The sequence below is a fragment of the Brevundimonas naejangsanensis genome (genome assembly GCF_000635915.2).
GTDB classification, from domain to species: Bacteria; Pseudomonadota; Alphaproteobacteria; order Caulobacterales; family Caulobacteraceae; genus Brevundimonas; species Brevundimonas sanguinis.
The window spans coordinates 731,794-757,834 of record NZ_CP015614.1; the positions used below are offsets into that span (position 1 = coordinate 731,794).

Below are 26,041 nucleotides of genomic sequence, written 5' to 3' on the forward strand. Positions count from 1 at the left end.
AAGGCAGTCCTTCTCCCCTTGGGGGAGAAGGTGTCATGCAGCGCATGACGGATGAGGGGTAGGGTTCCGCAGGCTGAACGGCTGAGGGTGAGCGCGTTGTGGGCAGCCCCCTCATCCGACCGCTTCGCGGCCACCTTCTCCCCCGAGGGGAGAAGGAAGGGGCAGGTGGTCGTCACGACACGAGCTCGAACGGTTCTAGGCCCGACAGGCGCAGGGCGACCGGGCGCTCCGGCACAACGCGCGGGGGCACGTCCGCGACCTCTTCGGCGACGTGGCGGATATGGTCGGGGGTGGTGCCGCAGCAGCCGCCGACGATGTTGACCAGACCCGACTGCGCCCATTCCTCGAGGAAGTGAGCCGTTTCGTGCGGCTGTTCGTCATACTGGCCCATGGCGTTGGGCAGGCCCGCGTTCGGATAGGCGCTGACCAGGGTGTCGGCCACCCGGCTCAGTTCGGCGATGTGGGGCCGCATCAGCTCGGCGCCCAGGGCGCAGTTAAAGCCGACGGCGAACGGCCTGGCGTGGCGGATCGAGTTCCAGAAGGCTTCCGCCGTCTGGCCGCTCAGCGTGCGGCCCGAACGGTCGGTGATGGTGCCCGAGATCCACAGGGGCAGGGGCTCCAGCCCTTCGTCCTCCAGATCCTTGATCGCCTTGATCGCGGCCTTGCAGTTCAGGGTGTCGAACACCGTCTCGATCAGGAACAGGTCGACGCCGCCGTGGTGCAGGGCGCGGGCCTGCTGCTTATAGGCCTCATAGACCTCGTCATAGGTGACGGCGCGATAGCCGGGGTCGTTGACGTCGGGGCTCAGCGACAGGGTGCGGTTGGTCGGGCCGATGGCGCCGGCGACGAAGCGGGGCTTGTGCGGCTCCTTCTCGGTCCAGCGGTCGGCGACCTCGCGTGCGATGCGGGCGCCTTCATAGTTCAGGTCATAGACCGCGTCTTCCAGCCCGTAGTCGGCCTGGGCGATGGTGGTCGAGGAGAAGGTGTTCGTCTCCGAAATATCGGCCCCGGCGGCGTAATAGACGTCGTGCAGGTCGGCGATGATGTCCGGGCGCGTCAGGATCAACAGATCGTTGTTGCCCTTCTGCGGATGGCTGTGGTCGTGGAAGCGCTCGCCGCGGAAGTCCTCTTCCGTCAGCTCGCGGCGCTGGATCATCACGCCCCAGCTGCCGTCAAGCACCAGGATTCGCTCTTTCGCCGCCGCGTGCAGGGCGGCGATCCGGTCGGGGCGGGTCAGGGGAGACGTCATCTACGCAACAGCCTTGGTTTCGCGCACGCCCAGGACCCGGCAGATCGCATAGACCAGCTCGGCCCGGTTCAGGGTGTAGAAGTGGAAGTCCGAAAAGCCCTCTTCCTGAAGGCGGGCGCAGGTTTCGGCGGCGATGGAGGCGGCCAGCAGCTTGCGCGTCTCCGGGTCGTCGTCCAGCCCGTCGAAGTGGCCTGCCAGCCAATCGGGCAGGGCCGCGCCGCACGCCGCCGTCATCCGTTGCAGTCCCGCGAAGTTGGTCACCGGCATGACGCCGGGGATCAGAGGAATGGTCACGCCCGCCGCCCGCACCCGGTCGCGGAAGCGCAGGAAGGCCTCGATGTCGAAGAAGAACTGGGTCACCGCGCGCGTCGCGCCTGCGTCGACCTTGGCCTTCAGCACCTCGATGTCGTGGTCGATCGACGGGCTTTCCGGGTGCTTTTCCGGATAGGCGCCGACCGTGACCTCGAACCCGCCGATGCGACCGAGGGCGGCGGTCAGTTCGGTGGCGTTGGCGTAGCCGTCGGCGCGCGGCGTATAGGCGCCGCCGATGCCTGCGGAGCCAGGCGGGTCGCCGCGCAGGGCGACGATGTGATCGACGCCGATGGCCTTATAGCCTTCGATGACTTCATCGACCTCGGCGCGGCTCGCCTCGACGCAGGTCAGGTGGGCGGCGGGGCGCAGGGTCGTTTCGCTGATGATGCGCTGGACGGTGCGGTGCGTCCGCTCGCGCGTCGAGCCGCCCGCGCCGTAGGTGACCGAGACGAAGGCCGGGTTCAGCGGCTCCAGCCGCCGGATCGCCGACCACAGATTGGCCTCGGCCGCGTCGGTCTTGGGCGGGAAGAACTCGAACGAGACGTTGACGGCGTTGCGGTTCGATCCGGCGCGCGCGACTGGGCCTAGCGGCGACAGCAGTAGGGCGCGGGCTTCGGCGAGAGAGGAGGGGGCCATCAGGCGGTCTTTCTGACGGGGCTCGCGGCGCGTTCGCCGGTCCAGATGTGAACGGTTAGCCCTTCCGTGTCGGGCGGCAGGGCGATAGGCGCCGAGGGCGTCAGGCCCGCCTCGGTCAGCCATTCGCGGATTTCAGCGTCGGGGAAGCCCAGGCGACGGTGCTGATGCGCCTCGCGCAGGTGCTCGAAGGCGTGCGGGGCGAAATCGACGATCAGCAGCTTGCCGCCCGGCATGACCAGACGCGCGGCTTCGGCCACGGCGGCGGCGGGATCGGCCAGGTAGTGCAGCACCTGATGGACGATCACCAGGTCGGCGCTCTCGTGCGGCAGGCGGGTCGAGAAGATGTCGCCGTGGCGCAGCTCGACCTTGTCCAGCCCGGCTTTGGAGACGTTGGCGCGGGCGATGTTCAGCATGTTCTGCGACAGGTCCAGGCCCACCGACATTTTTGCCTTCTTGCCGAACAGGGTCAGCATCCGGCCCGAACCGGTGCCCAGGTCGACCACCCGATCGAACGGGCCGGGACCAGCGGCGCGTTCGACCGCCGCCTCGACCGCGCTTTCGCAGACATAGAGGCTGCGCATCTGGTCCCACTGAGGCGCGATCTGCTCGAAGTAGCGGGCGGCGTCGATGGCGCGCTCCTTGCGCACCTCCTCCAGGCGGCGATGGTCGGCCTCGCCCTCGCCGTCGTCCAGCAGGTCCAGCACGGTGTCGATTAGCCGCCGCGACAGGGCGTCGTGCGACAGACGGTAGAAGACGCGCGCGCCATCGGGAAACCGCTCGATCAGACCCGCGTCGGCCATCAGCTTCAGATGGCGCGAGACGCGCGGCTGGCTCTGGTCCAGAACCCGCGACAGCTCCATCACCGACAGCTCCTCCGCAGCCAGCAGGGACAGGACGCGCAGGCGGGTCGGTTCGCCGGCGGCGCGCAGGGCTTCTACGGTCTGGTCAGCAGTCAGTGTCATAGGTCGTATAAAGATATCCTTATACGCTTATGCAAGCAAAATCTGGTCGCGTGCGTCCGCCAACCACCGAACGCAGGCACGGATCGTTCTTCTTGTGTCTGAATTCAGGGTCGAGAGCGCCCCAAAGAGCAAATCTCAGTCTGCGACAGGCGTCTGCAGCGGCTCGTTCGCAAAGTGGGCGGACAGATTGTGCAGGAGCAGCATCAGCATGCCCTGCACCGCTTCGGTCGTGGCGCCGCCGGTATGGGGCGTCAGGACGGTGTTGGGCACGCCCGCCCAACGCGCCGCGTCGGTCGGCTCCTCAGCGAAGACGTCGAGTGCTGCGGCGCCCAGGCGGCCCTCTCTCAGGGCGGCGATGACGGCGTCTTCGTCCACCAGTTGCCCGCGCGCGACGTTGACCAGCAGACCTAAAGGCCCAAGCGCATCGATGACATCTTGAGAGATGAGCCCCCGGTTGCTCTCGTCCGCGCGGCAGGCGACGACAAGAATGTCCGAATCGCGCGCCAGGGCGATCAGGCTGTCGGCGCGGGGCCAGGCGGCCTCTTTGGCGCGGGGCCCCCACCAGCGGACGTCCATGCGCATGACCTCGGCGCGCCGCGCTACGGCCTCGCCGATGTGGCCCAGACCGACGATTCCCAGACGCTGACCGCTCAGAGATGTGGTGATGCTGCGGCTGGACAGGCTCCATTCGCCCGCACGGACGGCGCGGTCGCCCTCGGCGATCTGACGGCGTGAGGCGAGGATCAGGCCGATGGCGTGGTCGGCCACGTCCTCATGGTTTACGCCGGGCGCATGGGTGACGGGCAGGCCGCGCGCGCGGCACCACGCGACGTCGATGCCGTCATATCCAGCGGTGAAGCAGGCGACCAGCGACAGGTTCGGCAGGCGCTCGATCAGATCCTTGTCGAGCTCGAACTCGCCGGCGACGATCAGGGCGCGAATGTCGCCGGCGGCCTCGATCGGCGGGCCTTCCCAGAAGCAATAGACTTCGTAGGCGCCTTCCAGGAAGGCGCTCAGCGGGGCCAGATGCCGCTGCATGATCAGGACGGCGGGACGCTGGGTCATGCTCGAACCTCCACCAGACGTGTTTCCTCGAGTAGGAGGGCCAGGATGGACGGCCAGCGTGGTTCAAGCCAGGCCAGCAGAGAGTGGGTCGTGGCGTTGCCGAGACGCAGCCAGACGACCTGGGGCCCAGCCCGGCGGGCCGACGCCCAGACGGCGAAGTCTCGGTCCTTGGTGACGATGACGCGGTCTTCGCGCTTCGCAGCGTCCCAGACGGCGGAGTCCGGCGCATGAACGCCGACCGAGTTCATGGCGTGAACAGCGTCATGCCCCTGGCCCCCTAGCCATTCGGCCAGGGCGGGAGGCAGTTGCGCGTCCACGATGAACTTCACGCGGCGATGACGGCCGTGTCGCCGATCGCCGCGGCGGCGTAGGCGAGGCTGGCTCGGATATCGTCCGCTTCGAGATAGGGAAAATCGGCGAGGATTTCCTCCGCCGTGGCGCCCCCCGCCAGCATGTCGAGGACATCCTGAACGCGAATGCGCATGCCGCGAATGGACGGACGGCCGCCGTTCTGCTCGCGGTCGATAGTGATGCGGGACAGGAGATCGCTCATGCCCCGCATCCTATCACAGTTCGATCAGCGGCCGAACTTCTGGTGCTGGACGCGCTTGGGAATGATGCTGTCCGCGCCCAGGCGGCGCATCTTGTCCTGCTCGTAGGCTTCGAAGTTGCCCTCGAACCATTCCACATGGCCGTCGCCTTCGAAGGCGAGGATGTGGGTGGCCAGGCGGTCCAGGAACCAGCGGTCGTGGCTGATGACCACGGCGCAGCCGGCGAACTCTTCCAGAGCCTCTTCGAGGTTCTGCAGGGTTTCGATGTCCAGGTCGTTGGTCGGTTCGTCGAGCAGGATCAGGTTGCCGCCAGTGGCCAGGGTCTTGGCCAGGTGGACGCGATTGCGCTCACCGCCCGACAGCTGGCCGACCTTCTTCTGCTGGTCGCCGCCCTTGAAGTTGAAGCTGCCGACATAGGCGCGGGTGTTAATCTCGCGCTTGCCGACCATCATGATGTCGGTGCCGCCCGAAATGGCCTGCCAGATGGTGTCGTCCGGCTTCAGGTCGTCGCGCGACTGATCGACATAGGCCAGCTTGACGGTCTCGCCGACCTTGATCGTGCCGCCGTCGGGCTGTTCCTGGCCGGTGATCAGCTTGAACATGGTCGACTTGCCGGCGCCGTTGGGGCCGATGACGCCGACGATGCCGTTGGGCGGCAGCTTGAAGTTCAGGTTGTCGAACAGGACCTTGTCGCCATAGGACTTCTTCAGCCCCTCGACTTCCAGCACCACGTTGCCCAGGCGCGGGCCGGGCGGGATCTGAATGACGGCGAAGGACTGGGCCTGACGGCTGTTTTCCTGCTCGGCGACCATCTTCTCATAGGCGGCCAGACGGGCCTTGGACTTGGCCTGACGGGCCTTGGCGCCCGAGCGGACCCATTCCAGTTCGCGGGTGAGGGCGCGCTGGCGGGCTTCGGATTCCGACTGCTCCTGCACCACGCGCTTGGTCTTGGCTTCCAGCCACGAGGAGTAGTTGCCCTCGTGCGGGTGGCCCTTGCCGCGGTCCAACTCCAGCGTCCACTTGGTCACCAGGTCCAGGAAGTAGCGGTCGTGGGTCACCAGGATGACGCAGCCGGGGAAGTTCTCCAGGTGATGCTGCAACCAGGCCACCGACTCGGCGTCCAGGTGGTTGGTCGGTTCGTCGAGCAGCAGCATGTCGGGTTTCGACAGCAGCAGGCGAGCCAGCGCGACGCGGCGCTTTTCACCGCCCGACAGATTGGTGACTTCCCAGTCGTCCGGCGGGCAGCGCAGGGCGCCCATGGCCTGATCGATGCGGCTGTCGATGTCCCACACGTCGCCGGCGTCGATCTTCTCCTGGAGGGCGGTCATCTCCTCCATCAGCTCGTCGGTGTAGTTTTCGCCCAGTTCGTTGGCGACTTCGTTGAAGCGGTTGACCCACTGCTTCTCTTCACACCAGGCCTCGACGTTCTGGCGAACGTTCAGGTTCGGGTCGAGCTGCGGCTCCTGCTCCAGGTAGCCGCGCTTGACGCCGTCGGCGGCGCGGGCCTCGCCCTGGAACTCGTGGTCCAGGCCGGCCATGATCTTCAGCAGGGTCGACTTACCCGAGCCGTTGACCCCGACGACGCCGATCTTGGCGTCGTTGTAGAAGCTGAGCCAGATGTTCTCGAAGACCTTCTTGCCGCCGGGATAGGCCTTGGTCAGGCCCTGCATCTGGAAGATATATTGTTGCGCCATGCGTCGCGTCGCGCCTTTGATTCAGTGCGGATGGGAAGTTGCCGGGGGATGTAGCGATCCCGAAGGCTTTGGGCAAATCTTCGGACGCCGACGCGGCTTTTCAATGGCGGCGTGGGCGCCCCGCCTTAGGCGTAGTTGAAACTGATGGAGATGCGCTGTTCTTCGGCGCGGTTAGCGGGCACTTCGTGGCGCAGCCAGCTTTCCCACATCAGCACCGTGCCGGGCGCCGGCTTCAGATAGACGAAAGGCTGTTCCGCCTCGCCGGCTTCGGCGGTCAGGCCGGGGCGGGCCATCATCATGGCCAGGCGCGGGTCCTCGATCTTCAGCGAGGAGGCGCCGTCGGGCACATGGATATAGAGCGTGCCGGACAGCACGGCGTGGGGGTGGATGTGTCCGGTGTGGCCGCCGCCGGGCATCAGGACATTGACCCACAGATTGTCCAGCCGCAGCTTCTTCGCCAAGTCGAAATGCAGGCTCTGCGCGAAGAGCGCCGCATGCTTGTCCAGCAGCTTCTTCAGCTCGCCGAACTCGGGAAACCGCTGAGGCAGGTCGTTGATCGAGCCGTAGGAGGTATAGCCGGGATAGTGGTTGGCCCGGCACCATTCGATCCCGGCCTCGTCCTCTTCCGCCATGACCAGGCACAGGTCCAGCAACTCCTCGTGCAGTTCCGTCCACCCGCGCGCCGAGGCGAGGGAGGCGTCATACACCTGGGTCGGGAAGAGGGAGCGAGAGGGCATGGCCCGCGATACCGCGTCTGGATTTATGCGAGAAGACGAAAACGGTCGCGCAGGGCGGGCGACGCGGTGTTTTCCGGCCCCTCGGCGGCGCCTTTCCGGCGAAACAGGTCGGGTATTTTAGTACCAACTATAAATAGATGATATTTTTCAACGAATTGCCCTGTTTTGCGCATCAAGGTCGGCGTTGACCTGTGCGCGTGGACCCTCTATCAGCACGGCCTCCGCCCGATCCATCTGGTTCGGGCCGCGTTTTTCGTCTTCCAGGACCCTCATCATGCTGAAGAGCACTACGGCTTCGCTGAAGCCGGCCGAGGTCGAGAAGAAGTGGATCCACATCGACGCCGAAGGCGTCGTGGTGGGCCGCCTCGCGACCTTCATCGCCAACCGCCTGCGCGGCAAGCACCTGCCGACCTACACCCCGCACGTTGACTGCGGCGACTACGTCGTCGTCACCAACGTCGACAAGGTGGTGTTCACCGGCAAGAAGAACACCGATAAGGTCTACTATCGCCACACCGGCCACCCGGGCGGCATCAAGCAGACGACCCCGGAGAAAGTCCTGGGCGGCCGCTTCCCCGAGCGCGTGCTGGAAAAGGCCGTTGAGCGCATGCTGCCCAAGGAGTCGCCGCTGGCTCGCAAGCAGATGACCCACCTGCGCCTGTTCGCCGGCGCTGCGCACGACCACGAAGCCCAACAGCCCACGACCATCGACTTCAAGTCGATGTCGTCCAAGAACACCCGGAGCGCCTGAGCATGACCGACGTGACTCAAGACACCGCCGCCGGCTTTGACGCCCTTAAGGGCCTGGGCACCGCTGCTGCCGAGGAAATCGTCCGCGAGCCGAAGATCGACGCCCTGGGCCGTTCGTACTCGACCGGCAAGCGCAAGAACGCCATCGCCCGCGTGTGGGTGAAGCGCGGCACCGGCAAGATCACCGTCAACGGCAAGGACGTGGCTGCGTATTTCGCTCGCCCCGTGCTGCAGATGATGGTTGCACAGCCGCTGAACGTTTCGGACCGCGCCACCCAGTACGACGTGATCTGCACCGTCGAAGGCTCGGGCCTGTCGGGCCAGGCCGGCGCCATCCGCCACGGCCTGTCGCACGCCCTGACCCACTACGAGCCGGAACTGCGCAAGGTTCTGAAGCCGCACGGCTTCCTGACCCGCGACAGCCGCGTCGTCGAGCGTAAGAAGTACGGCCGCGCCAAGGCGCGCAAGTCCTTCCAGTTCTCGAAGCGCTAAGTCGCGAACCCGCGACTGGGAATACAAAGGGCGCTTCGGGGAAACCCGAGGCGCCTTTTTCTTTTTGCATGTCCGAGGGCCCCAGATGACCCACACCATCTTCATCGACGGCGAGGCCGGTACCACGGGGCTGGAGATCCGCGAGCGTCTGGAGGCGCGCGGCGATCTGGAGCTGATGCTGCTGGGCGACCGCCGACGCGATGTCGAGGCGCGGCGCGAGGCGCTGAACAGCGCCGATGCGGTCATTCTGTGCCTGCCGGATGATGCGGCCCGCGAGGCCGTGTCGATGATCGAGAATCCGTCGGTGCGGGTCATCGACGCCTCGACCGCCTATCGCGTGGCGGACGGCTGGACCTATGGCTTCGCCGAGATGGATGCGGCCCAGCGCGCGGCCATCGCCGCCTCGACGCGGGTGTCGAACCCCGGCTGCTATCCGACCGGCTTCATCGGCCTGATGCGGCCGCTGGTGAAGGCTGGGCTGGTCCCGGCGGACTGGCCGGTTACGATCAATGCGGTGTCCGGCTATTCCGGCGGGGGCAAGGCGATGATCGCCGAGTTTGAAGCTGAGGGCGCATCCACCGCCTTCCGCGCCTATGGCCTGACGCTGAAGCACAAGCATGTGCCGGAAATGACCAAGCACGCGGGGCTGTCGCGGCCGGTGCTGTTCTCGCCCGCTGTCGGGAATTACCGCCAGGGAATGCTGGTCGAGGTTCCGCTGCACCTGTCGGCCCTGCCGGAGACGCCCTCGGTCGAGCGGCTACACGGCGCGCTGGTCGAGGCCTATGACGGCCAGCGTTTCGTCGAGGTCGCCGAGATCGACGAGACCGAGGCCATGACCGGCATCGAGCCCGAGGGCCTGAACGGCACCAACCGGATGCGCCTGCACGTCTTCGGCGATCGCGGCGGGGAGCAGGCGCGTCTGGTCGCCCTGCTGGACAATCTGGGCAAGGGCGCCTCGGGCGCGGCGGTTCAGAACCTTAACATCATGCTGGGTCTGGACGAGGCGACCGGCCTCAAGTGAAGCCGGTCCGGGCGCGCGATCAGCGCGCCCGCGCCGCCTTGATCGCTGACTCTACTGTTCCGCCGAAGAAGATGGCGGCGATGATGATCAGCAGGCCGTAGTCGTGGCCGGGAAAAACCACCGGCACGCCCGCCGCCAGGATGATCAGCGCCGGAAACAGGCTGGCCCAGACGGCGGTCGAGGCGGCGTGAGGATGGATCATCGGCGGGCGCTGCATGCCCATCCGCCGGGCCATGATGCCGTTCAGCGGCACGAAGGCCGCCGGCACGATAATGGCGATCGCCAGATACTTCACCAGCTGGCCGGGCGCTCCGAACAGGGTCGCCGTTGCGATCAGCAGGATCAGCGGAATGGCCGTGGCGACGGCCAGCAGCAGGTTAGGCTCGATACGCTTCAAGACTTTACTTTCACATAGGCGCCGGGCGCCGGTTCGATGGGCTTCAGCGGCCCGGCCTTGGGATCGCGAGCGGCGATCTTCTCGCCGGACTTCGCGCCCAGCCAGTCGGCCCAGTGCGACCACCAACTGCCGGGATGCTGTTGCGCCTCCGCTTGCCATTCCTCGAGCGTTTCGGGAAGGGCGGCGTTGACCCAGTGCTGATACTTGTTGGCCGATGGCGGGTTGATGACCCCGGCGATATGGCCCGACCCGGCCAGCGTATAGGTCACCGGCCCGCCGAACAGCCGCGCCGAGCGATACACCGAGTTCATCGGCGCGATGTGGTCCTCGCGGCTGGCCTGGAAGTAGAGGGGGATGCGGACCTTCGACAGGTCGATGGCCTCGCCGTCGATCTTCAGTTCGCCCTTGGCCAGGGCGTTCTGGCCGTACATCAGACGCAGGTATTGCAGGTGCAGCCGCTTGGGCATCCGCGTCTGATCGGCGTTCCACGCCAGAAGGTCGAAGGCGGGCGGCGCTTTGCCCATCAGATAGTTGGACACGAAGAAGGACCAGATCAGGTCGTTGGCGCGAAGGGCGTTGAAGGTGTCGGCCATCGCCGTGCCGGGCAGGACGCCGCCCGCCTCGTCCATCATGCGCTCGATCTCGGCCAGCCAGTGCTCGTCGGTGAACAGCAGCAGGTCGCCCGCCTCGGCGAAATCATGCTGGGCGGCGAAGAAGGTGGCGGAGCCGACGCGGTCGTCCCCCTTGGCCGCCATGTGCGCCAGGGTGGCCCCTAGCATAGTGCCGCCGATGCAGTAGCCGACGGCGTTCAGATGCTTCTGGCCGGTCTGTTCCAGCGTCTTCTCGACGGCGCGATAGACGCCCTTCTTCATATAGTCGTCGAGGCCGAACTCGGCCTTGTCGCGGTCCGGATTGACCCATGAGCAGACGAAGACGGTGAAGCCCTGCGCGCTCAGCCAGCGGATGAGGGAGTTCGCCGGCTGCAGGTCCATGATGTAGAACTTATTGATCCACGGCGGGAAGATCAGCAGCGGAATGGCGTGCTGCTGCTCCGTCGCGGCGTCGTACTGGATCAGTTCGAACAACTCGTCGCGCCAGACGACCTGACCCGGGGCCGTGGCGACGTTCTCGCCCAGGACGAAGCGGCCGTAGTCGGCCTGGCTGATCTTCAGCGAGCCAGCCCCGCGCTCCAGATCGGCGGCGAAGTTCTGCATCCCGCGCACCAGAGACTCGCCGCTGGTTTCGGCCAGCGCCTTCAGCGCCACGGGGTTCGAGGCCAAGAAATTGGCAGGCGAGAAGGCGTCGGTCAGCAGGCGGGTGAAGAACTCAGCCCGGCGTTTCACGCGCGGGTCCACGTCCTCGACGCTGGAGACCAGATTATTCATCCAGTCCGAGGTGGCCAGATACGACTGGCGCATCATATCGAACATGGGGTTTTCGGACCAGGCCGGATCGCGGAACCGCTTGTCGAACGGGGCGGGGCTGTCGACCGTCTCGCCCATCGCCCGGCGCGTGGTGGTCGACCACAGCTCCATATAGCGGCCGAACAGATCGGCCTGGGCCTGAAACAGCTTTTCGGGTCGGGCGGCCAGACTGGTCATGACCGAGGACATGGCCGGGGCCACATTGAACGGGTCGGGCGACAGGGCGGCGGGGCGGTCGGCCTGCGACAGAGCCGCCTCGGCCACCGCTGTCTGGGCCATCATCGCCGCCTTGGCGAGGTTCAACGACAGGGTCTCCAACTGCTGACGCTGTTCGGCGCTGAAGGCCATGAAGTCCGGCGTAGAGGCGGGGGCTTCGTGCTGCGGCGTCGGTTCCGGGGCGGGCGCCGGTTGCGGCTGTTCAGGCGGTGCGGCGGCCTTCTTGGCGCGCGGCTTGGCCGAGGTCGGGCGGCCGGCCTTGCGCGGGGCGGGCGCCGTTGGCTGGGGCGGGGCCTTGGTCGGGCGCTTGGCCATGGCGAACCTCCGTTGGGGACGAGCGAATGCGCGCGCCTTCCTCCCGACGCGATGATGGCATATGTCAGTGACGGAAATGAACGCGCTTATGCTGAAAAAGACGGGATGGACGGCAGCCTGGGGGGCGACCCTCGGTTCGGCCCTGATTTTGGGCGGCTGCGTCGGGGCTTTCGAGCCGAAGACCGACCCGACCTCGCCGTTGGCGCCCCGCATCCAGCAACTGGTGGATGAGAATCGCCAGTATCCGCGCTGGGCCGATTTCCCGCGCAGCAGCACCCCTTTGCCGGCGCCGACCGAGATCGCCGCCGATGTGGGACGCATGCAAGGCCGCAGCGCTGCTCTGACGGCTGAGATGGCCCGTATCGACTGGACGCTGAACAGCGATCCGGCCGCCTTCCTCGCCGAGATCAACCGCCGTTTGGACGCCAGCCAGATGTCGCCCCAGACGCTGAAGACCGCTCAGGAAGTCGAAGCCTACGCCGAAGAGCTGCGCCGCCGCGCCACGGCGCCGCCGCCTATCGACCGTCCGCGCTTCTGAGACGCACGACCGTATCAGGCGCAGTCGCGATATAAGGGGCATGAGGCGCGCAGATCGCGTCCGGCCTCGAATCCCGCGATCCTGAACGCTTCGGCCGCAGGCCGACGCTCGAATCTGCTGCAAAGGTCCGCATGGCCCGTTCTGTCTTCATTGTCGCTATTTTCGTCGGACGGACCTTCTGATGGCGGACGGTTACGGCCTGCCCGCCTTTCTGGGGGTCAGCCGCTCTCTGTCGGGGCGGGCGTGGCGGCAGCGTCCGGCGGAGACGGCGACGACCCGCGCCCATATGCAGGCGCTGGGGCTGGACGAGGTGATGGCTCGCGCCCTGTCGGCGCGCGGCGTGGCGGCGGATCAGGGCGCCGACTTCCTCAAGCCGACGCTGAAGGCGCTGTTCCCCGATCCGTCCAGCTTCATGGACATGGACGCCGCCGCCGCTGCCATCGTCGACGCCTTGCAGAGCGGCGCCAGCATCCACGTCTTCGCCGACTACGATGTGGACGGGGCGTCCAGCGCGGCCTTGCTGGTACGCTGGTTCCGGGCGCTGGGCGCCGACCTGCCGATCTATGTGCCGGATCGCCTGACCGAGGGTTACGGCCCCAGCGCCAGGGCGTTCGACACGCTGAAGGCGCGCGGCGCCGATCTGGTCATCACCGTCGATTGCGGGGCGGCGGCTAACGAAGCGGTGGCCCATGCGGCGTCCATCGGCCTGAAGGTCGTGGTCATCGACCACCATATGATGCGCGAGGAGCCGCCTGCCTGCCTGGCCGTGGTCAATCCGAACCGGCCGGGCTGCGGCTCGGGGCAGGGCAATCTGGCGGCCGCGGGGGTGGTCTTCGTCCTGCTGGCCGCCCTGAACCGCGAGGCGCGCGGGCGCGGCCTGTTCGAGGGCAAGACTGAGCCCGATATCCGTCAGTGGCTGGACCTGGCCGCCATGGGCGCCATCTGCGACGTGACGGGCCTGACCGGCTTCAACCGCGCTTTGACCAGTCTGGGGCTGGGGGTCATGTCGCACTGGCGCAATCCGGGCCTGCGCGCCCTGCTGGCGGCGGCGGGGGCTGAGCCGGGACCAGCCAAGACCAACCATGCGGGCTTTATCCTGGGGCCGCGCATCAATGCGGGCGGTCGGATCGGCAAGTCGGATCTGGGCGCGCGCCTTCTGTCCACCGACGATCCTGACGAGGCGCAGATGCTGGCGCAGGAACTGGACGCCTTGAACCTCGCGCGCCGCGAGGTCGAGGCCGAGGTGACGGAACAGGCTGTCCGCCGCGTCGAGGCGACGGGCGCCCATGCCGACGACAGCGCCGCCGTGGTCGTCTCGGGCGAAGACTGGCACCCCGGCGTGGTCGGCATCGTCGCCGGGCGCCTGCGCGAACGCTGGAGGAAGCCGGTCATCGTCATCGGCATCGACGCCATCAACGGCGTGGGCAAGGGGTCGGGCCGATCGCAGCCGGGAATGAATCTGGGCCGAGCGGTGCAGGCGGCGTGGACCGACGGCCTGCTGATCGCCGGCGGCGGCCACGCCATGGCCGCGGGTCTGACGGTGGCGGCCGGCCGCATCGACGAACTGCGCGCCTTCCTCAATGAGCGACTGTCGGACGAACGCGTCGAGGCCGTGGCCCAGGACTGGGTCGAGGTCGACGCCCTGATCGACCCGCGCGCCGCCACCCGCGATCTGTTCGACGCCTTTGAGCAACTGGCCCCCTACGGCCCCGCCAACCCAGAGCCTCTGTTCGCGCTGGAAGGGGTTCAGGCCCGCGAACCGGTGGCCATGAACGGCGGCCATGTGCGGTGCCGTCTGGTCGGGCCGGACGGCGCCTCGGTGCGCGCCATCGCCTGGCGCTGCGCCGACCTGCCGACGGGCAAGGCGCTGCTGGCGGGGCAGGGCGGCCTCAACGTGGCGGGCCGCCTGAAAGCCGACGACTGGAACGGCCGACGCGGCGTTCAGTTCGAGATCGAGGACGTCGCCGATCCGCGCATGGTCTGAAAGCGTCAGCCTTGGCTGTGAAACGACGCAGGTCTTTGAAAAAGTCGCATAAATCGCCTCCACCGAGCTTGCCATAAGCGGAATCGGCGGCTATTTACACGGTCCTCCGCGCAGCGGTCCCTTCGTCTATCGGTTAGGACGCCAGGTTTTCAACCTGGAAAGAGGGGTTCGATTCCCCTAGGGACTGCCACGCGGAGTTTATCTCCCCCTGACATTTAGATCTGTCGTCGCTCGTGAATACGCACGTTTGCCGTGTCGATTTTGCGCGATCGATCCGGCGTCTGCGTGCGGCTTTGTCGTTTTTTTGAAAAAGCGCGAAGCAGCCTCTTGCGTCGCCGAAAAGGGACGGCTATCAGGCCGCTCCTCCGCGCAGCGGTCCCTTCGTCTATCGGTTAGGACGTCAGGTTTTCAACCTGAAAAGAGGGGTTCGATTCCCCTAGGGACTGCCACGCGGAGCAAACACTTCCCCAAAATCTCCAGCCCCAAGACCGCCTGTGCAACGCACGGTTGCGCGCGTTTGTCTTGCGCCCGTGACGATAATGTGGCGTAAAAGGGGCGGCAAGATTGCCAATCTTGACATACCCGTGGTATGTCGACTGTCCCGGAGTGCTCGGGCGGGGAGTAGGTGATGAGTTTCGAAGAGAGCGATACGCTTGAGACCGTCAAGGTCGCCGGTAAGGTCAAGTGGTTCGATGCTGGCAAGGGGTACGGCTTCATCGTCCCGGACGATCCGGCTCTGACGGAAGGTCGCGACGTCCTGCTTCATGTCACCAGCCTGCGCCAGGCGGGGCGCGAGCTGGCGGGCGAGGGGGCGGCCATCACCTGCGAATGCGCCAAGCGGACAAAGGGCTGGCAGGTCGTGACGGTCATTGATCTGGAAGCGGCTGAGGCGACGCCTGTGACGCGGCGGGAAAACGTCCGGCCCTCGTCTATTGGTCAGGCTTTCTCTGCTGACACCCCGCTGGAAGCCGCCGTGGTCAAATGGTTCAATCGCACCAAGGGCTATGGATTCGTGGTGCGTGACGGCCAGGACGGCGATATCTTCGTTCACGTCGAGACGCTGCGACGCTGCGGCCTGGACGACCTGCTGCCGGGCGATCCGGTCAGCGTTCGCTTCGCCGAAGGTCCCAAGGGCCTCGTGGTGGCTGATATCAGACCGGGCGGCTGAGTTCGTCCGTAGAGGACGATGATGATGAACCTCACTCGCCGTTTCGCCCTGGGGGCCGCCCTGGGGATCGCCGTGATGGCTTCGGCCTGCGCGCGCACAGGGCCGATGGATGGCGCGGGGCAACCGCTTGAAGTTCTGTCCATCGTCACGTCGACGGGCGAGCACAAATTCATGGTCGAGATCGCGGACGACGACACTGAGCGCGCGCGCGGCCTGATGTTCCGCCCGCCGCTGGAAGACGATCGCGGGATGTTGTTCCAGTTCCCGACGGCGTCCGAGCAGAGCTTCTGGATGAAGAACACGCCCAGTTCGCTGGACATCCTCTATATCGACCCGCGCGGCCGCATCGTCTCCATCGCCAGCCATACCACGCCCAACTCAGAGACGCCGATCCCCTCGAACGGCGCGGCTAATGGAGTGCTGGAACTGCGCGCAGGGCGGGCTGACGAGATCGGCGCCAAGCCGGGCGACACGGTGAAACATCCTTTCTTTCGCCCTTGACGACTAAGGCGCCGCTTAGGCCGTTGCGGCGCCGCCGCCGACGTGCCATGAGAGCGCTCCGTCGGTCCGGGGTGTGGCGCAGCCTGGTAGCGCATCTGGTTTGGGACCAGAGGGTCGGAGGTTCGAATCCTCTCGCCCCGACCACGGTTTAAGCCCGTTTGGGCTGGATGAGTTTTACACTCGTCCCTGCGGCGGACGCGCTGCCTCTCAATTAAGTTTTCTCGATCGGCGCGGGCTTTGGTTGCGCAGAGCAGGCCCTTTGAACTTCGGCTATGGGTGGGAAGCGGACTTAAGGTCCCTTATGGTTGCCCTCTCGCGTGAGGAACGATCACAATGGACTTCACCTATTATGTGGCGTTCGCCCTTTCATTGGTTATCGGGTTCGTGGGCGCGCTGATTTTCGTCATGTTGAAAGGGCGCTCCTACTGGCGGTTCGCATTGACGACCTTGCTCGTTGCCGTGTTTGCCGACTTCGCGCTTCTTATCGATTGGAGCTACGCGGACGAAATGACCGATGTGTTGCTACTGGACGCCGCTTTTTTCACGGCTTACGGATTGGTCGGCTGCGCCATAGGCGCGGTGCCTGTTTTGGGCGCGCGTGGGATATATCGACTGGTCCGAGCACGCCGGACAAGGTGAGCCGGATGTCCGCTACGGGTCGTGAAGCGAAGTTCGCTTCGGCCTGTAAGACGGGCTTCGCGATCCATATGGACGATGACGCGGCTTCACTTATCGCCGCATCGCCCCGACCCGCGTCAGGTCGAGGCGTAGCCGCCGTTGATGGCGTAGGAGAAGCCGATCGGCAGGGCGGCGCGGAACTGGGTGAAGAAGGCCGCCAGTTCGCCCAGCGTCGAGCGCGGAACGAAGAGGATGTCGCCGCGACGCAGGGGCAGAATCTCGCCGCGCGGCGCGCGCAAGTCCAGCACCTTCAGCATGCGCAGATCGCCCGGCCCGCGACGGATCAGGGCGCAGTTTCGAGTGTTGGACGTCGGCAGGGCGCCGCCCGCCATGATCAGGGCCTGATAGGCGTCGATCGGGCCTGGCATGTCGAAAACGCCAGGATTGCGCACCTCGCCGTCGACCCAGACCTTGAGCGGGCCGGCCTGGCGCAGCGTCACCTCGACTTCGGGGCGCAGCAGGTGAGGGGCATAACCGGCCGAGATATCGCCCTCAAGCTCAGACAGGCTGCGCTCGGCGGCGGTCACATGACCGACGAGGGGCAGGGAGACACGGCCGTCCGGGCCGATCTTCAGCTGACGGGTCAGTTCGGTCGCGGTGGGCAGGGCGACCTCGATCTCGTCTCCGGCGTAGAGACGGTATTCAGGCTCGATATCGGTCCACGGCGCGAAGGGCAGGTCACGCGGCAGGTCGGCCACTGTCTGAGGCCTGGGCAGGACAGCGGCGGACTCGTTGCGCCCGCTTGACGCGCAGCCGGTCAGGCCGGCGCCCAGCGCCAGAAGAAGCAGGCGGCGATCAACGTCCATGAGCGGCCGGGTCCGATCGATTGCGAAACTGAAGTTCCGCCAAGTTGACGCCTTATGGGTAACGGCCGGTTAACGCCAACGCTTCAAGCTGTCCCGGTCTGACACTGGTGGATGATCCGGCCCGTATGCGTTCGCACGTCACAGCAACCCGTCCCCGGTACGGCGTCATGGACGTCGTGGCCCTGCTGTTCCGGGAGCTGCTGTTGATGGTCATCATCTTCGCGGTGATCTTCGGCATCGGCGCCGCTGTCGTGATGACGATGAAGAAGACCTACACGGCAGGAGCCAGCCTGTTTGTCGGCGTCGGCCAGGAATATGTCTACCAGCCGCGCGTCGGCCTGGGCGAGCGGGCGATGCCGCCTTCGGCCGCCGAGGTGGCTCAGTCCGAGGCGGCCATCCTTAACAGCCTTGAGGTCAAGCGTCGCGTGGTGCGCGCCCTGGGCGTCGAGAGCTTCCAGAGCCCCGATGCGCCCCCGCCCGCCGATCCGGCCCGCCGCGAGGCCTCGGCTGTCCGCGCGGTCGCCAGCGGTCTGGGCGTCGAGGTGACGCCGCTGAGCCCGGTGATCGGCCTGAGCTACAAGAGCGATGATCCGGCCAAGTCGGCGCGGGTCTTGAACACGGTCATCGACCAGTATCTGACCTATCGCCGGGAAGTGTTTCAGGACCGCGCGACGGCGGCGATCCGCACTCAGCGCCAGACGTTCGAGGACGAGCTGGGCGACGCTGACCGCGCGTATGAAGACTTCCTGCGCACCAATAATATCGGCGATTTCGCCACGGCCAGGGCGACGGTCGCCAGCACCTATCAGTCGATCTTCGCCGAGCGGATGGGCGTTCAGGCCCAACTGCAGCAGGCGTCGCAGCGTCTGGCGACGCTGGTAAGCCAGCTGTCGCGGACCCCGGCCGAGGTGGCCCTGTATAAGGATCTGAACGTTTCGGCCCAGGATCTGATCCTGCAACTGCGCACCGAGCGTGAGAGCCTGCTGGCCCGCTATCAGGCCGACGCCCAGCCGGTGCGCGAGATCGACGCCAAGATCGCCCAACTCCAGACCTATGTCGGCACCGGCACGGCGGTCGGCGCCAAGGAGGTCCGCACGGGACCGAACCCGATCTGGGTCGAGCTGGAGACCACCCGCATCAACGCCCAGGCCGAGCGGGACGCGCTGGCGGCGCGGCTGGCCGTTCTGGATCGGCAACTGTCGGACCTGCGCGCGCGTCAGTCGCGCCTGACCGAACTGGAGTCGCGCAACTCGACCCTGGCGGGCAATCGCGAGGTGCTGACCGCCTCGATCCGCGAGTTCCAGCAGCGCGAGACCCAGAGCCGCGCCGACAACGAACTGGTCAAGGCGGGCGCCGACAACGTCACCGTCATCGAGCGCGCCCAGCCGCCGTCGAAGGGCAAGAGCCTGAAGGCGCCGCTGATGATCGCCGTTTTCCTGTTCGCCGGCTTCACCGCCCTGTGCGTCGGCCTGCTGCGGGTGCTGCTGCGGCCGGGATTCGCCATGCCCGCGACCCTGAGCCGCACCCTCAACGCGCCGGTGCTGGCCGTAGCGCCCGCCAAGAGCATCTGAGCGCGTATGACGCGGATACGCGGCGATGACCGGCGGACGGCCCGTGCTAGGTTTCGCCAAATGGCGCGCGCGTAACCGATTCGCATGGTCGATCTGACGACAGAAATGGCTGGCCTGTGGGCTGCGTTGGGGCCGGCCCCGGCGCATCGCGGTCGCGTGATCCTGTTCGCCGCCGCGACCTCGGGCGAGGGCGTCTCGACGGTGGCGCGCGAGTTCGCCCGTATGGCTGCCGTGCGCGGACGCCGTCCGGTCTGGCTGATCGACGGCGACCTGTCGCAGCAGGGCCAGATGGAGCAGATCGCCGTCGAGCCGGATCGGTTCGGGCGCCTGGGGGCGTCTGTGCGGGCGTCGCCGGACGGGTCGGCCTTCTACGCCGTGTCGCCGCCGTTGCGCGGCCGTGACGGCAAGCCCGCCGCGCCGGGGCGCATCCTGACGGCCAAGGCCTGCCTGGGAGGGCGGCTGTATGTCACGCGCTTCCATATGGAGCTGCTGCGCGCAGGCCAGCGGGTCGAGGCGGTGGATGATCCGCGCTATTGGACCCGGCTGCGGGCGCATGCCGACACTGTGGTGATCGACGCCCCGGCGGCGGACCGTAGCGACATGGCCCTGACGCTGGCGCCGCTGGCGGACTCAACGGTGATGGTGGTGGCGGCCGATAGCACCGGCGCAGCCGCGCCTGCCGCCCTGCGTGAAGAGATCGACGCTGCTGGGGGCCGTGTCGCGGGTCTGGTGATGAACCGTTCGACCTGGAGCCCGCCCAAACTGCTGAAGCGGTTCTTCAGCTAGGCGCGCGCTGGCGGTTCAGGCGGTCCAGTTCGCTCTGGCCGTAGAAGCGCGGCTCGAAGCCCTTCATCCACATGATCTTGCCCAGACCGCGCGCGGCGCGGTCGGCCATCTGGGCGCGGCTGGCGCGGCCCATAACGGTCATGGCGAGGGCTGCTGCGCCCCAGACCAGCGTCTGTACCGCGCCGATGGCCATCCAGCGGCCGACGCCGAGCCAGTCGCGCGCCTCGGCGGCTGTCTGGCTGGGGCCCTGGCCATAGGCGAAGGCGCGGGTCAGGGCGTAGCGCAGGGTCGCCCGATGCGGAGGGGCGAACTCGTCCACCCAGGCGTCGGCCGCCCAGCCGAACCGGCCGCCGCGCGCCTTCAGCGCGGCGAACAGGACATCGTCCTCGCCGCCGATCTGATCCGAACCGACGTGGAAGGGCGCCTCGCCGGGCAGGGCGGTCGCGCGCACCAGAAGCGAGTTGCCGCAGCCATAGGGCTCGTCGATCAACTGGTCGCCTTCAGGTCCTTCGCGGCCGAAAAAGCGCTCCAGATAGGCCGTCGCCCAGCCGGTTCCGTCCGGTACGCGACCCTGGATCGGGCCGAACACGGCGTCGGCGCCGGTCGTCGCCTGACCGCGCAGCAGGGCGGCCAACCAGCCGGGGCTGGCGGCCTCATCATCGTCGAGAAAGGCGATCAGCGGCGCCTGGGTGGCGGAAAGGCCTGTGTTGCGCGCGGTGGCTACGCCGGGGCGCGGCGCATGGGTCCAGATCAGGGGAACTGGCGATTCAGCCTTCAACGCCTCGACAGTCGCGCGGGCGCTGGCCTCGGGGTCGTTGTCGGCGACGATGATTTCGCGCAGGCGGCTGTCGACGTTCCGTTGAGCGAAGACCGAACGCAGGGCGCGGGTCAGTTCGTCCGGGCGACGCAGGGTCGGAATGACGACGGCGACGTCAGGGCTGCTCATATCGCCTCTGCATAGAGGGCGGCGCGATACAGCCGCAGGCTGAGGCCGCGAACGGCGGGGGGCAGCAGGCCGACGCGCGCCGCCTGCTTGAACAGGGGCCGGATCAGGCGCAGGCCGGGCACGGCCTTCAGCTTCTTCGCCACGCGATAGCTGGGATAGGCGGCGACGAAGTCAGGGTGCCGGGCGGCCACGCGTGCGAAGTTGGGCGCCGATTGCTCATATTTGGCGGCGAGGGCCTCGACCGTGTCCAGACCCATGTGGGTGGCCGGATTGTCGATGTGCGTGACCGTGAACCGGCGCGAGACGCGCATGGCCCATTCGACGTCCTCCCAGCCCCAGCCGCTGAAACCGGCGTCGAAGCTCTCGGTGTCGAAGACGTCCCGGCGCACCAGAAGGTTGGAGGTGAAGACGTATTTTTCCGGCTGTAGCGCCCTCTGATCGGCGGGGATGCAGTCGGAGCGCGCCGCCATCTGGCGATGGACGGCGAAGCGCGCGTCGCCCGGCGCCTGAAGCAGGGAAAATCCGCCGAACGCCACGGCCGGTTCATCCTTCATCGCCAGATCGACCCAGTCGCTAAGGAAGCGCGGATGGTCGGGGCGCATGTCGCTGTCCAGGAACAGCAGGAAGCGGCCGCGCGCGGCCTCGGCCAGGCGGTTGCGGCCTTTTGAGCGCCCCTCGTTGGCGTTCAGGGTGATCAGTCGGGCGGGCAGGGACAGGGCGTCGATCAGGGCGGTCAGTCGCGCGGTCAGGGCCGGGTCCGCTGTGCCGTCGTCGAGAATGATCAACTCGGCGCGCTCTGCGACGGCATGAGCCTCGCGGTCCAGCATCCGCAGCAGCACTGACGGATCGTCGCGCAGGAAGGGCATCAGCACCGACAGGACGGGCGTCGCCGCCGCCCATGCCGTGTTGTCGTGAACCGAGACGCTCATGCCGCCGCCTTTCGCGCCTGCAGGAAGCCGCGCAGGCGACGCAGCAGGTCGCGCACGCCCGCGGCGTTCAGGGCGTAGGCGACGACGCCGTACACGGCTACGCCTACGGCAGCGTCCATCATGAGTTCCGCGAAACCTCCAATCGGCGGCAGCAACAGTACGACCGCAGCCATGACGGCGGCCGCCAGGCCGCAGCGCGCCAGCGCGTTCCACGGCACGGGCAGCGGCAGGATGCGGCGGCCGATGGTCATGGAGGCGCTCAGGCCCAGTGCAAAGCTGATCGCCGTCGCCCAGGCCGCGCCCATGACGCCGAAGCGCGGGATCAGCAGGATGTTCAGGATGATGTTGCTGCCCGCCGGAATGCTCATGGCGAGCAACAGCCAGCCGGTGCGGCGGCCCAGCGTGAAAGCCTGTCCGAAATAATAGGTCGTCATGCCCGACAGGAAGGCGCCCAGCGCGACCCACGGCGTGACGGAGGCGGCGACCGTGCGCAGGTCTTCGCCGATCATGAACTCGGCCAGCGGCCGTGCGACCAGGGCTACGCCCACGGCGGCGGGCAGGCCGATCAGCACCAGGGTCGAGGCCTGTTCGCGCGCGGCGGCCTGAAGATTCTCGCGCCCGCCGCGCTCCAGCGCCATGACGAGGGCGGGAGCGCCCGCTGCGCCCAGCCAGACGAACATGACGTCCAGCGTCCGGTTGGCGATGCTGTAGGCGGCGTGATAGGCGCCGACCGCCGCCTCGTTCATGAACAGTGCCAGCAGAAAGCGGTCCGTCGAGGCCAGCACCACGGTCAGCCCCAGTCCGACGGCGATGGGATAGCCATAGGCGGCGTAGGCCTTCAGCCGCTGGCGATCCAGCCGTCCGCGCTTGGCCTCGCGCAGTTCGGCGGGAAGGATGAAGGGCAGGGCGGCCAGCGGCGCCAGCAGCATACCCGCCAGCGGGGCCTCAGCCCCCAGCCCCAGCAGGGCCAGGCCGACGCCGAAGATCAGTCCGGCGACCGCGCTCCAGATATCGATGGCGGCGGCGGGGCCGACATCCCCCGCCGCGCGGAACCGTTCCTGCGCCAGCTTCAGGAAACAGCGCACCGGCACGCCCGCCAAGGCCACCGCTAGCGGCAGGCGGAAGCTGTCCGGCATGGGCCACAGCCACACCATGAGGCCGACGACGGGCACGAAGACGGCGGTCATAATTAGGGCGGCGCGATACAGGCTGGCGAAATGCCCTGCCATCTGCGCCTCGTCGGACTGGGCGGCCCAGAACCGGGCCATGGACGCTTCCAGCCAGCTGAACGTCGCCACATGAGCCAGTGTCAGCACTGAATAGGCCAGGGCGTAGCGCCCGAAATCCTCGGGCGACAGCAGGCGCGTGAAGATGATGATGGTCAGAAACCCGACCACGCCCTGCACGATGTTGGCCGGCAGATAGCCGAACACCCCCCGCCAGAACATCAGCGCACGGCCATCCGGTCGCCCAACAACACGGGGACGGTCACGGCTATGATCCACAGGTCCAGCCAGAAGGACTGGCGCTCGATGTATTCGATATCGAGCTGCACGCGGCGGCGCACCTCATCGGCCGTGTGTAAAGGCCCGCGCGAGCCCTTGATGGCGGCCCAGCCGGTCATCCCGGGCTTGATGCGGTGGCGATGAGCGTATTCAGCGACCAGACGCGCCGACTCGGCGTCGCCGGTCTTCATGCCGATAGCGTGCGGACGCGGCCCGACAAGCGACATCTCGCCGCGCAGGACGTTCACCAGCTGCGGTAGTTCATCCAGGCTGGTGGCGCGCAGGAACTTGCCCAGACGGGTGACGCGGTCGTCGTCGGCTGTGACCTGACGGCTGGCGGTGGCGTCGGAGGCTTCCTGACGCATGGTGCGGAACTTCCACACCACGATCTCTTCCTGGTTGAAGCCGTGGCGGCGCTGGCGAAACAGGGCCGGGCCCTTGCTGTCCAGCCGCACGGCCAGGCCGATCAGGAACAGAACCGGGCCGAGCGTGACCAAGGCCAGCGCCGACAGGATGATGTCGAGGATGCGCTTGTTGAACGCGCGCCGCTCGCCGTCCATCGCGCCGCCCAGCAAGGGCAGGGAGGCTGAAGCCAGCTTCTCCAGCGCCTCATTGCGTTGAGCGGCGCCCTTGGGATCGACCAGAAGCGTCAGCGGGATGGGCAGGACTTCCAGCCGGCGCGTCAGGGCGCGCACCCGCGCCTCGGCCTTGGGGTCGATGGCCAGGATGACGCGGTCGATATAGGGCGTCAGTCGATGGTCCAGCAGGGCGTCGGCGCCGCCCAGAACCGGCACTCCAGCCAGGGCGTCAGGCGTACGGGCCAGGCGGTCGTCGAAAACGCCCAGAATGTTCAGGTCGCGGCGATCCAGCGCCTCGCGGATCAGAGATTCGGCATGGCGCGTGGCGCCGACCACGACGACGTTGGGCGTTAAGTCGCCGCGGCTTCTCCATTGCGCCACCAGCATCCGCCAGATGGTATGCAGGCCGGTCACCACCACCGTGGACGCAATCGCCCACCAGCCGTACTCGGCCACGGGCGTTTCGCCGGGTAGGACGAGCCCCAGCGCGCAAGCGATGGCTCCGCCCAGGGCGGCCACGACAGCGACCCCCGCCAGATGGCGCGCCGGCGCCCGGCTGCTGTCAAAACGATATAGGCCCAGCGAGCGCATCAGGCCCAGAGTGACCAGTGCGCCGAGCAGGATCGGCAGGGCTTGAAACAGCCCGACCTGCATCAGACCGCCTGGGGCCAGCCGCTCGATCGCTACGACGCACAAGAAGGACGAGGCGACGATGTCCACCCCACGGAAATAGAAGACCCGGCGTCGCGCCGCAGCCCGCTGTCGGGTATTCAGCCAAACCTCTGGACGCAACGGCCCGCGCCGCGTCCGCCCGGTCGACCCTGTCGGCGCCGCGGCGCGCGATTCGGTTGTCGCGGCGCGAGATGCGCGCGCGCCATCCGTCGCGGATGCCAGGGTGTCAGCAGGGGTGATGGCCAATTCTCTTTCCCAAAATCGAGCAAAATGGGGCGATACCCCCCTCACACATGCCACTCTTATGCCGGGTTAACACAAAGGGCGTCAGTTCCGCATTGCGAAGCGTCGCGCGACTCGCTATCCACGCGGCCTGCCGGAGACGTGGCCGAGTGGCTGAAGGCAACGGTTTGCTAAATCGTCGTACCCTGTAAGGGGTACCGAGGGTTCGAATCCCTCCGTCTCCGCCAGAACCTTTCATTTTCATAATGATGATGTAGCCTCAGCCTTCGTTGGACGGGGCGGCTTTGGCGTCGGTGGGGCGGCGTACAGGGACGCCGTGCTGGCGCAGGATGCGACGGGCGACTTCGGGCGCGCCGACCATCGGCAGCGGTTGCCCGAAACGCTCGCGCCACAGTTGATCCAGGCGAACTTCCTCTGGAGTGAGCAGGCGAGTCATTGACGAGTCCTTGTTACGCAGACGCCTTGCTTTTAGGCCGTCCCGCCGGGGGCGAACGCAAACTCATGTAACCTGAGCCATATGTGAGGGGAGCCGCAGGTTGGGCCTCTTCAGGGGCGAGCTTCCCTAAGGTGATCTTGGCGCCGCGCGGCGCGCGGGTTAGGCCTGTGGCTCAACTTCTCAAAGGGAGAAACGCACATGGCCGATCTGGCCCTCGCCACCGACAAGATCCGCGCCGCCGTCGGCGAAAACTCGGGTCTGGGCAAGACCGTGAAGCTGGACTTCGGCGATGACGGCAAGATCTTCATCGACGGCGCCTCGGCTCCGAACACCGTCAGCAACGACGACAAGCCCGCCGACGCCACGGTCTCGATCAAGTGGGACGACTTCGTCGCCCTGGCCGAGGGTCGCCTGGACCCGATGATGGCCTTCATGCAGGGCAAGCTGAAGATCGCCGGCGACATGATGATCGCCCAAAAGCTGGCTCCGCTGCTCAAGGGCTAACGACAGGCTTAGGCCTGATGATCAACGGCGCGGCTCCGATGGGGCCGCGCCGTTTTCGTTTGGGGGGATGGCTCGCGCCAGGTTGGGGGTGGCGCGGGTCGTTCTATCCTGCCTTATCAGGCGGATTCCTGTGGTGGTGATGGACAGAAGGCGAACTGAAATCGCCATCGACGATGTCGCCCAAATAAAGATTCGTGCTTGATTTTTTGGGCGGAGCTGGCGGCCGGCCGAACAGCCAGTCCATAAGGCCGCGCTTGGCCGGACGGGGGTTTTGAGGTGGCGAAGGGTGTTGCGGAGTCATCATGGCGGACTCTCCTAAGGCTGGGAATTAAACCCCTTCAGAGAGGCGCTGTTCCTGCGGCGCCGCTGTTGCGG

Annotated in this window: 27 protein-coding genes and 4 tRNA genes; 15 read left to right on the forward strand and 16 right to left on the reverse strand. The window is 66.9% G+C overall.

Annotation, left to right across the window (positions count from 1 at the left end):
* Positions 1-172: 172 nt before the first annotated feature.
* The 8 genes from DA69_RS03495 to DA69_RS03530 form a co-directional block, all read right to left on the reverse strand.
* Positions 173-1,249: a homocysteine S-methyltransferase family protein gene (locus DA69_RS03495; protein WP_025977436.1), complete on the reverse strand. Its 1,077-nt coding sequence runs from the start codon at positions 1,247-1,249 to the stop codon at positions 173-175.
* Positions 1,250-2,197: a methylenetetrahydrofolate reductase [NAD(P)H] gene (metF, locus tag DA69_RS03500; protein ID WP_025977435.1), complete on the reverse strand. Its 948-nt coding sequence runs from the start codon at positions 2,195-2,197 to the stop codon at positions 1,250-1,252.
* On the reverse strand, positions 2,197-3,159 hold the full coding sequence (locus DA69_RS03505; protein WP_025977434.1) for an ArsR/SmtB family transcription factor: 963 nt from the start codon (positions 3,157-3,159) through the stop codon (positions 2,197-2,199). The genes metF and DA69_RS03505 overlap by 1 nt, the downstream gene beginning before the upstream one ends.
* Positions 3,160-3,294: 135 nt before the next feature.
* Positions 3,295-4,224, reverse strand: a complete 930-nt coding sequence (locus DA69_RS03510; RefSeq protein ID WP_025977433.1) for a 2-hydroxyacid dehydrogenase — start codon at positions 4,222-4,224, stop codon at positions 3,295-3,297.
* Positions 4,221-4,541, reverse strand: a complete 321-nt coding sequence (locus DA69_RS03515) for a DUF5615 family PIN-like protein (protein ID WP_235599204.1) — start codon at positions 4,539-4,541, stop codon at positions 4,221-4,223. Before DA69_RS03515 ends, DA69_RS03510 begins: the two co-directional genes overlap by 4 nt.
* Positions 4,542-4,549: 8 nt before the next feature.
* Positions 4,550-4,777 (reverse strand): DUF433 domain-containing protein, encoded by a 228-nt coding sequence (locus DA69_RS03520; RefSeq protein WP_025977431.1) that lies wholly within the window; start codon positions 4,775-4,777, stop codon positions 4,550-4,552.
* Between the two features lie 24 nt (positions 4,778-4,801).
* Positions 4,802-6,469, reverse strand: a complete 1,668-nt coding sequence (ettA, locus tag DA69_RS03525) for an energy-dependent translational throttle protein EttA (protein ID WP_025977430.1) — start codon at positions 6,467-6,469, stop codon at positions 4,802-4,804.
* A gap of 125 nt (positions 6,470-6,594) precedes the next feature.
* Positions 6,595-7,206, reverse strand: coding sequence for a TIGR02466 family protein (locus tag DA69_RS03530; RefSeq protein WP_025977429.1), 612 nt, complete (start codon positions 7,204-7,206; stop codon positions 6,595-6,597).
* Between the two features lie 277 nt (positions 7,207-7,483).
* Here DA69_RS03530 and rplM point away from each other — a divergent pair, with 277 nt between their 5' ends.
* The 3 genes from rplM (at position 7,484) to argC (ending at position 9,469) form a co-directional block, all read left to right on the forward strand.
* Positions 7,484-7,957, forward strand: a complete 474-nt coding sequence (gene rplM, locus DA69_RS03535) for a 50S ribosomal protein L13 (RefSeq protein ID WP_201105658.1) — start codon at positions 7,484-7,486, stop codon at positions 7,955-7,957.
* Positions 7,958-7,959: 2 nt separating this feature from the next.
* Positions 7,960-8,448 carry a 30S ribosomal protein S9 gene (gene rpsI / locus DA69_RS03540; RefSeq protein WP_024354145.1) on the forward strand — a complete coding sequence of 163 codons (489 nt, stop codon included), beginning with the start codon at positions 7,960-7,962 and terminating at the stop codon, positions 8,446-8,448.
* A gap of 85 nt (positions 8,449-8,533) precedes the next feature.
* The gene (gene argC / locus DA69_RS03545; protein ID WP_025977427.1) at positions 8,534-9,469 is read left to right on the forward strand and encodes an N-acetyl-gamma-glutamyl-phosphate reductase; all 936 of its coding nucleotides are present in this window, start codon (positions 8,534-8,536) and stop codon (positions 9,467-9,469) included.
* 19 nt (positions 9,470-9,488) lie between these two features.
* On the opposite strand, the gene DA69_RS03550 is transcribed toward argC, so the two are convergent.
* Positions 9,489-9,866, reverse strand: coding sequence for a hypothetical protein (locus DA69_RS03550; protein ID WP_025977426.1), 378 nt, complete (start codon positions 9,864-9,866; stop codon positions 9,489-9,491).
* Positions 9,863-11,821: a class I poly(R)-hydroxyalkanoic acid synthase gene (gene phaC / locus DA69_RS03555; RefSeq protein WP_025977425.1), complete on the reverse strand. Its 1,959-nt coding sequence runs from the start codon at positions 11,819-11,821 to the stop codon at positions 9,863-9,865. Before phaC ends, DA69_RS03550 begins: the two co-directional genes overlap by 4 nt.
* Positions 11,822-11,897: 76 nt before the next feature.
* On the opposite strand from phaC, the gene DA69_RS03560 reads away from it, so the two are divergent.
* The 8 genes from DA69_RS03560 (at position 11,898) to DA69_RS03595 (ending at position 16,651) form a co-directional block, all read left to right on the forward strand.
* On the forward strand, positions 11,898-12,359 hold the full coding sequence (locus DA69_RS03560) for a hypothetical protein (RefSeq protein WP_235599205.1): 462 nt from the start codon (positions 11,898-11,900) through the stop codon (positions 12,357-12,359).
* 181 nt (positions 12,360-12,540) lie between these two features.
* The gene (gene recJ / locus DA69_RS03565) at positions 12,541-14,343 is read left to right on the forward strand and encodes a single-stranded-DNA-specific exonuclease RecJ (protein WP_025977423.1); all 1,803 of its coding nucleotides are present in this window, start codon (positions 12,541-12,543) and stop codon (positions 14,341-14,343) included.
* A gap of 115 nt (positions 14,344-14,458) precedes the next feature.
* Positions 14,459-14,533, forward strand: a tRNA-Glu gene (locus DA69_RS03570).
* 184 nt (positions 14,534-14,717) lie between these two features.
* Positions 14,718-14,792, forward strand: a tRNA-Glu gene (locus DA69_RS03575).
* Positions 14,793-14,971: 179 nt separating this feature from the next.
* Positions 14,972-15,511 carry a cold-shock protein gene (locus DA69_RS03580; RefSeq protein ID WP_025977422.1) on the forward strand — a complete coding sequence of 180 codons (540 nt, stop codon included), beginning with the start codon at positions 14,972-14,974 and terminating at the stop codon, positions 15,509-15,511.
* Between the two features lie 24 nt (positions 15,512-15,535).
* Entirely contained in the window at positions 15,536-16,012 is a 477-nt protein-coding gene (locus DA69_RS03585; RefSeq protein ID WP_235599206.1) for a DUF192 domain-containing protein, read from the forward strand.
* 67 nt (positions 16,013-16,079) lie between these two features.
* Positions 16,080-16,156: transfer RNA gene (locus DA69_RS03590), tRNA-Pro, on the forward strand.
* Positions 16,157-16,345: 189 nt separating this feature from the next.
* Entirely contained in the window at positions 16,346-16,651 is a 306-nt protein-coding gene (locus DA69_RS03595; protein WP_025977420.1) for a hypothetical protein, read from the forward strand.
* A gap of 116 nt (positions 16,652-16,767) precedes the next feature.
* Here the strand turns inward: DA69_RS03595 and DA69_RS03600 are convergent, their stop codons facing one another.
* Positions 16,768-17,496 carry a polysaccharide biosynthesis/export family protein gene (locus tag DA69_RS03600; RefSeq protein ID WP_025977419.1) on the reverse strand — a complete coding sequence of 243 codons (729 nt, stop codon included), beginning with the start codon at positions 17,494-17,496 and terminating at the stop codon, positions 16,768-16,770.
* A 125-nt stretch (positions 17,497-17,621) separates the two neighbouring features.
* Here DA69_RS03600 and DA69_RS03605 point away from each other — a divergent pair, with 125 nt between their 5' ends.
* Both DA69_RS03605 and DA69_RS03610 read left to right on the forward strand, forming a co-directional pair.
* Complete coding sequence (locus tag DA69_RS03605; protein ID WP_025977418.1) at positions 17,622-19,067, forward strand: GumC family protein; 1,446 nt, start codon at positions 17,622-17,624, stop codon at positions 19,065-19,067.
* 105 nt (positions 19,068-19,172) lie between these two features.
* A complete protein-coding gene (locus DA69_RS03610; protein ID WP_235599207.1) occupies positions 19,173-19,853 on the forward strand; it encodes a hfsB in 681 nt (226 codons plus the stop codon).
* Here DA69_RS03610 and DA69_RS03615 read toward each other — a convergent pair.
* Genes DA69_RS03615 through DA69_RS03630 form a run of 4 tightly spaced genes read right to left on the reverse strand, consistent with a single transcriptional unit; the run spans position 19,846 to position 24,603 of the window.
* On the reverse strand, positions 19,846-20,799 hold the full coding sequence (locus DA69_RS03615; RefSeq protein ID WP_025977416.1) for a glycosyltransferase: 954 nt from the start codon (positions 20,797-20,799) through the stop codon (positions 19,846-19,848). The genes DA69_RS03610 and DA69_RS03615 overlap by 8 nt on opposite strands.
* Positions 20,796-21,728: a glycosyltransferase family 2 protein gene (locus tag DA69_RS03620; RefSeq protein WP_025977415.1), complete on the reverse strand. Its 933-nt coding sequence runs from the start codon at positions 21,726-21,728 to the stop codon at positions 20,796-20,798. The genes DA69_RS03615 and DA69_RS03620 overlap by 4 nt, the downstream gene beginning before the upstream one ends.
* Positions 21,725-23,176: a lipopolysaccharide biosynthesis protein gene (locus DA69_RS03625; protein WP_025977414.1), complete on the reverse strand. Its 1,452-nt coding sequence runs from the start codon at positions 23,174-23,176 to the stop codon at positions 21,725-21,727. The genes DA69_RS03620 and DA69_RS03625 overlap by 4 nt, the downstream gene beginning before the upstream one ends.
* Positions 23,176-24,603: an exopolysaccharide biosynthesis polyprenyl glycosylphosphotransferase gene (locus DA69_RS03630; RefSeq protein WP_327020081.1), complete on the reverse strand. Its 1,428-nt coding sequence runs from the start codon at positions 24,601-24,603 to the stop codon at positions 23,176-23,178. The genes DA69_RS03625 and DA69_RS03630 overlap by 1 nt, the downstream gene beginning before the upstream one ends.
* Before the next feature lie 258 nt (positions 24,604-24,861).
* On the opposite strand from DA69_RS03630, the gene DA69_RS03635 reads away from it, so the two are divergent.
* A tRNA-Ser gene (locus tag DA69_RS03635) sits at positions 24,862-24,953 on the forward strand.
* A 32-nt stretch (positions 24,954-24,985) separates the two neighbouring features.
* Here the strand turns inward: DA69_RS03635 and DA69_RS14675 are convergent.
* The gene (locus tag DA69_RS14675) at positions 24,986-25,162 is read right to left on the reverse strand and encodes a hypothetical protein (RefSeq protein ID WP_167349631.1); all 177 of its coding nucleotides are present in this window, start codon (positions 25,160-25,162) and stop codon (positions 24,986-24,988) included.
* A 198-nt stretch (positions 25,163-25,360) separates the two neighbouring features.
* On the opposite strand from DA69_RS14675, the gene DA69_RS03640 reads away from it, so the two are divergent.
* Positions 25,361-25,666: an SCP2 sterol-binding domain-containing protein gene (locus DA69_RS03640; protein ID WP_024354161.1), complete on the forward strand. Its 306-nt coding sequence runs from the start codon at positions 25,361-25,363 to the stop codon at positions 25,664-25,666.
* The last annotated feature ends 375 nt before the right edge of the window (positions 25,667-26,041 follow it).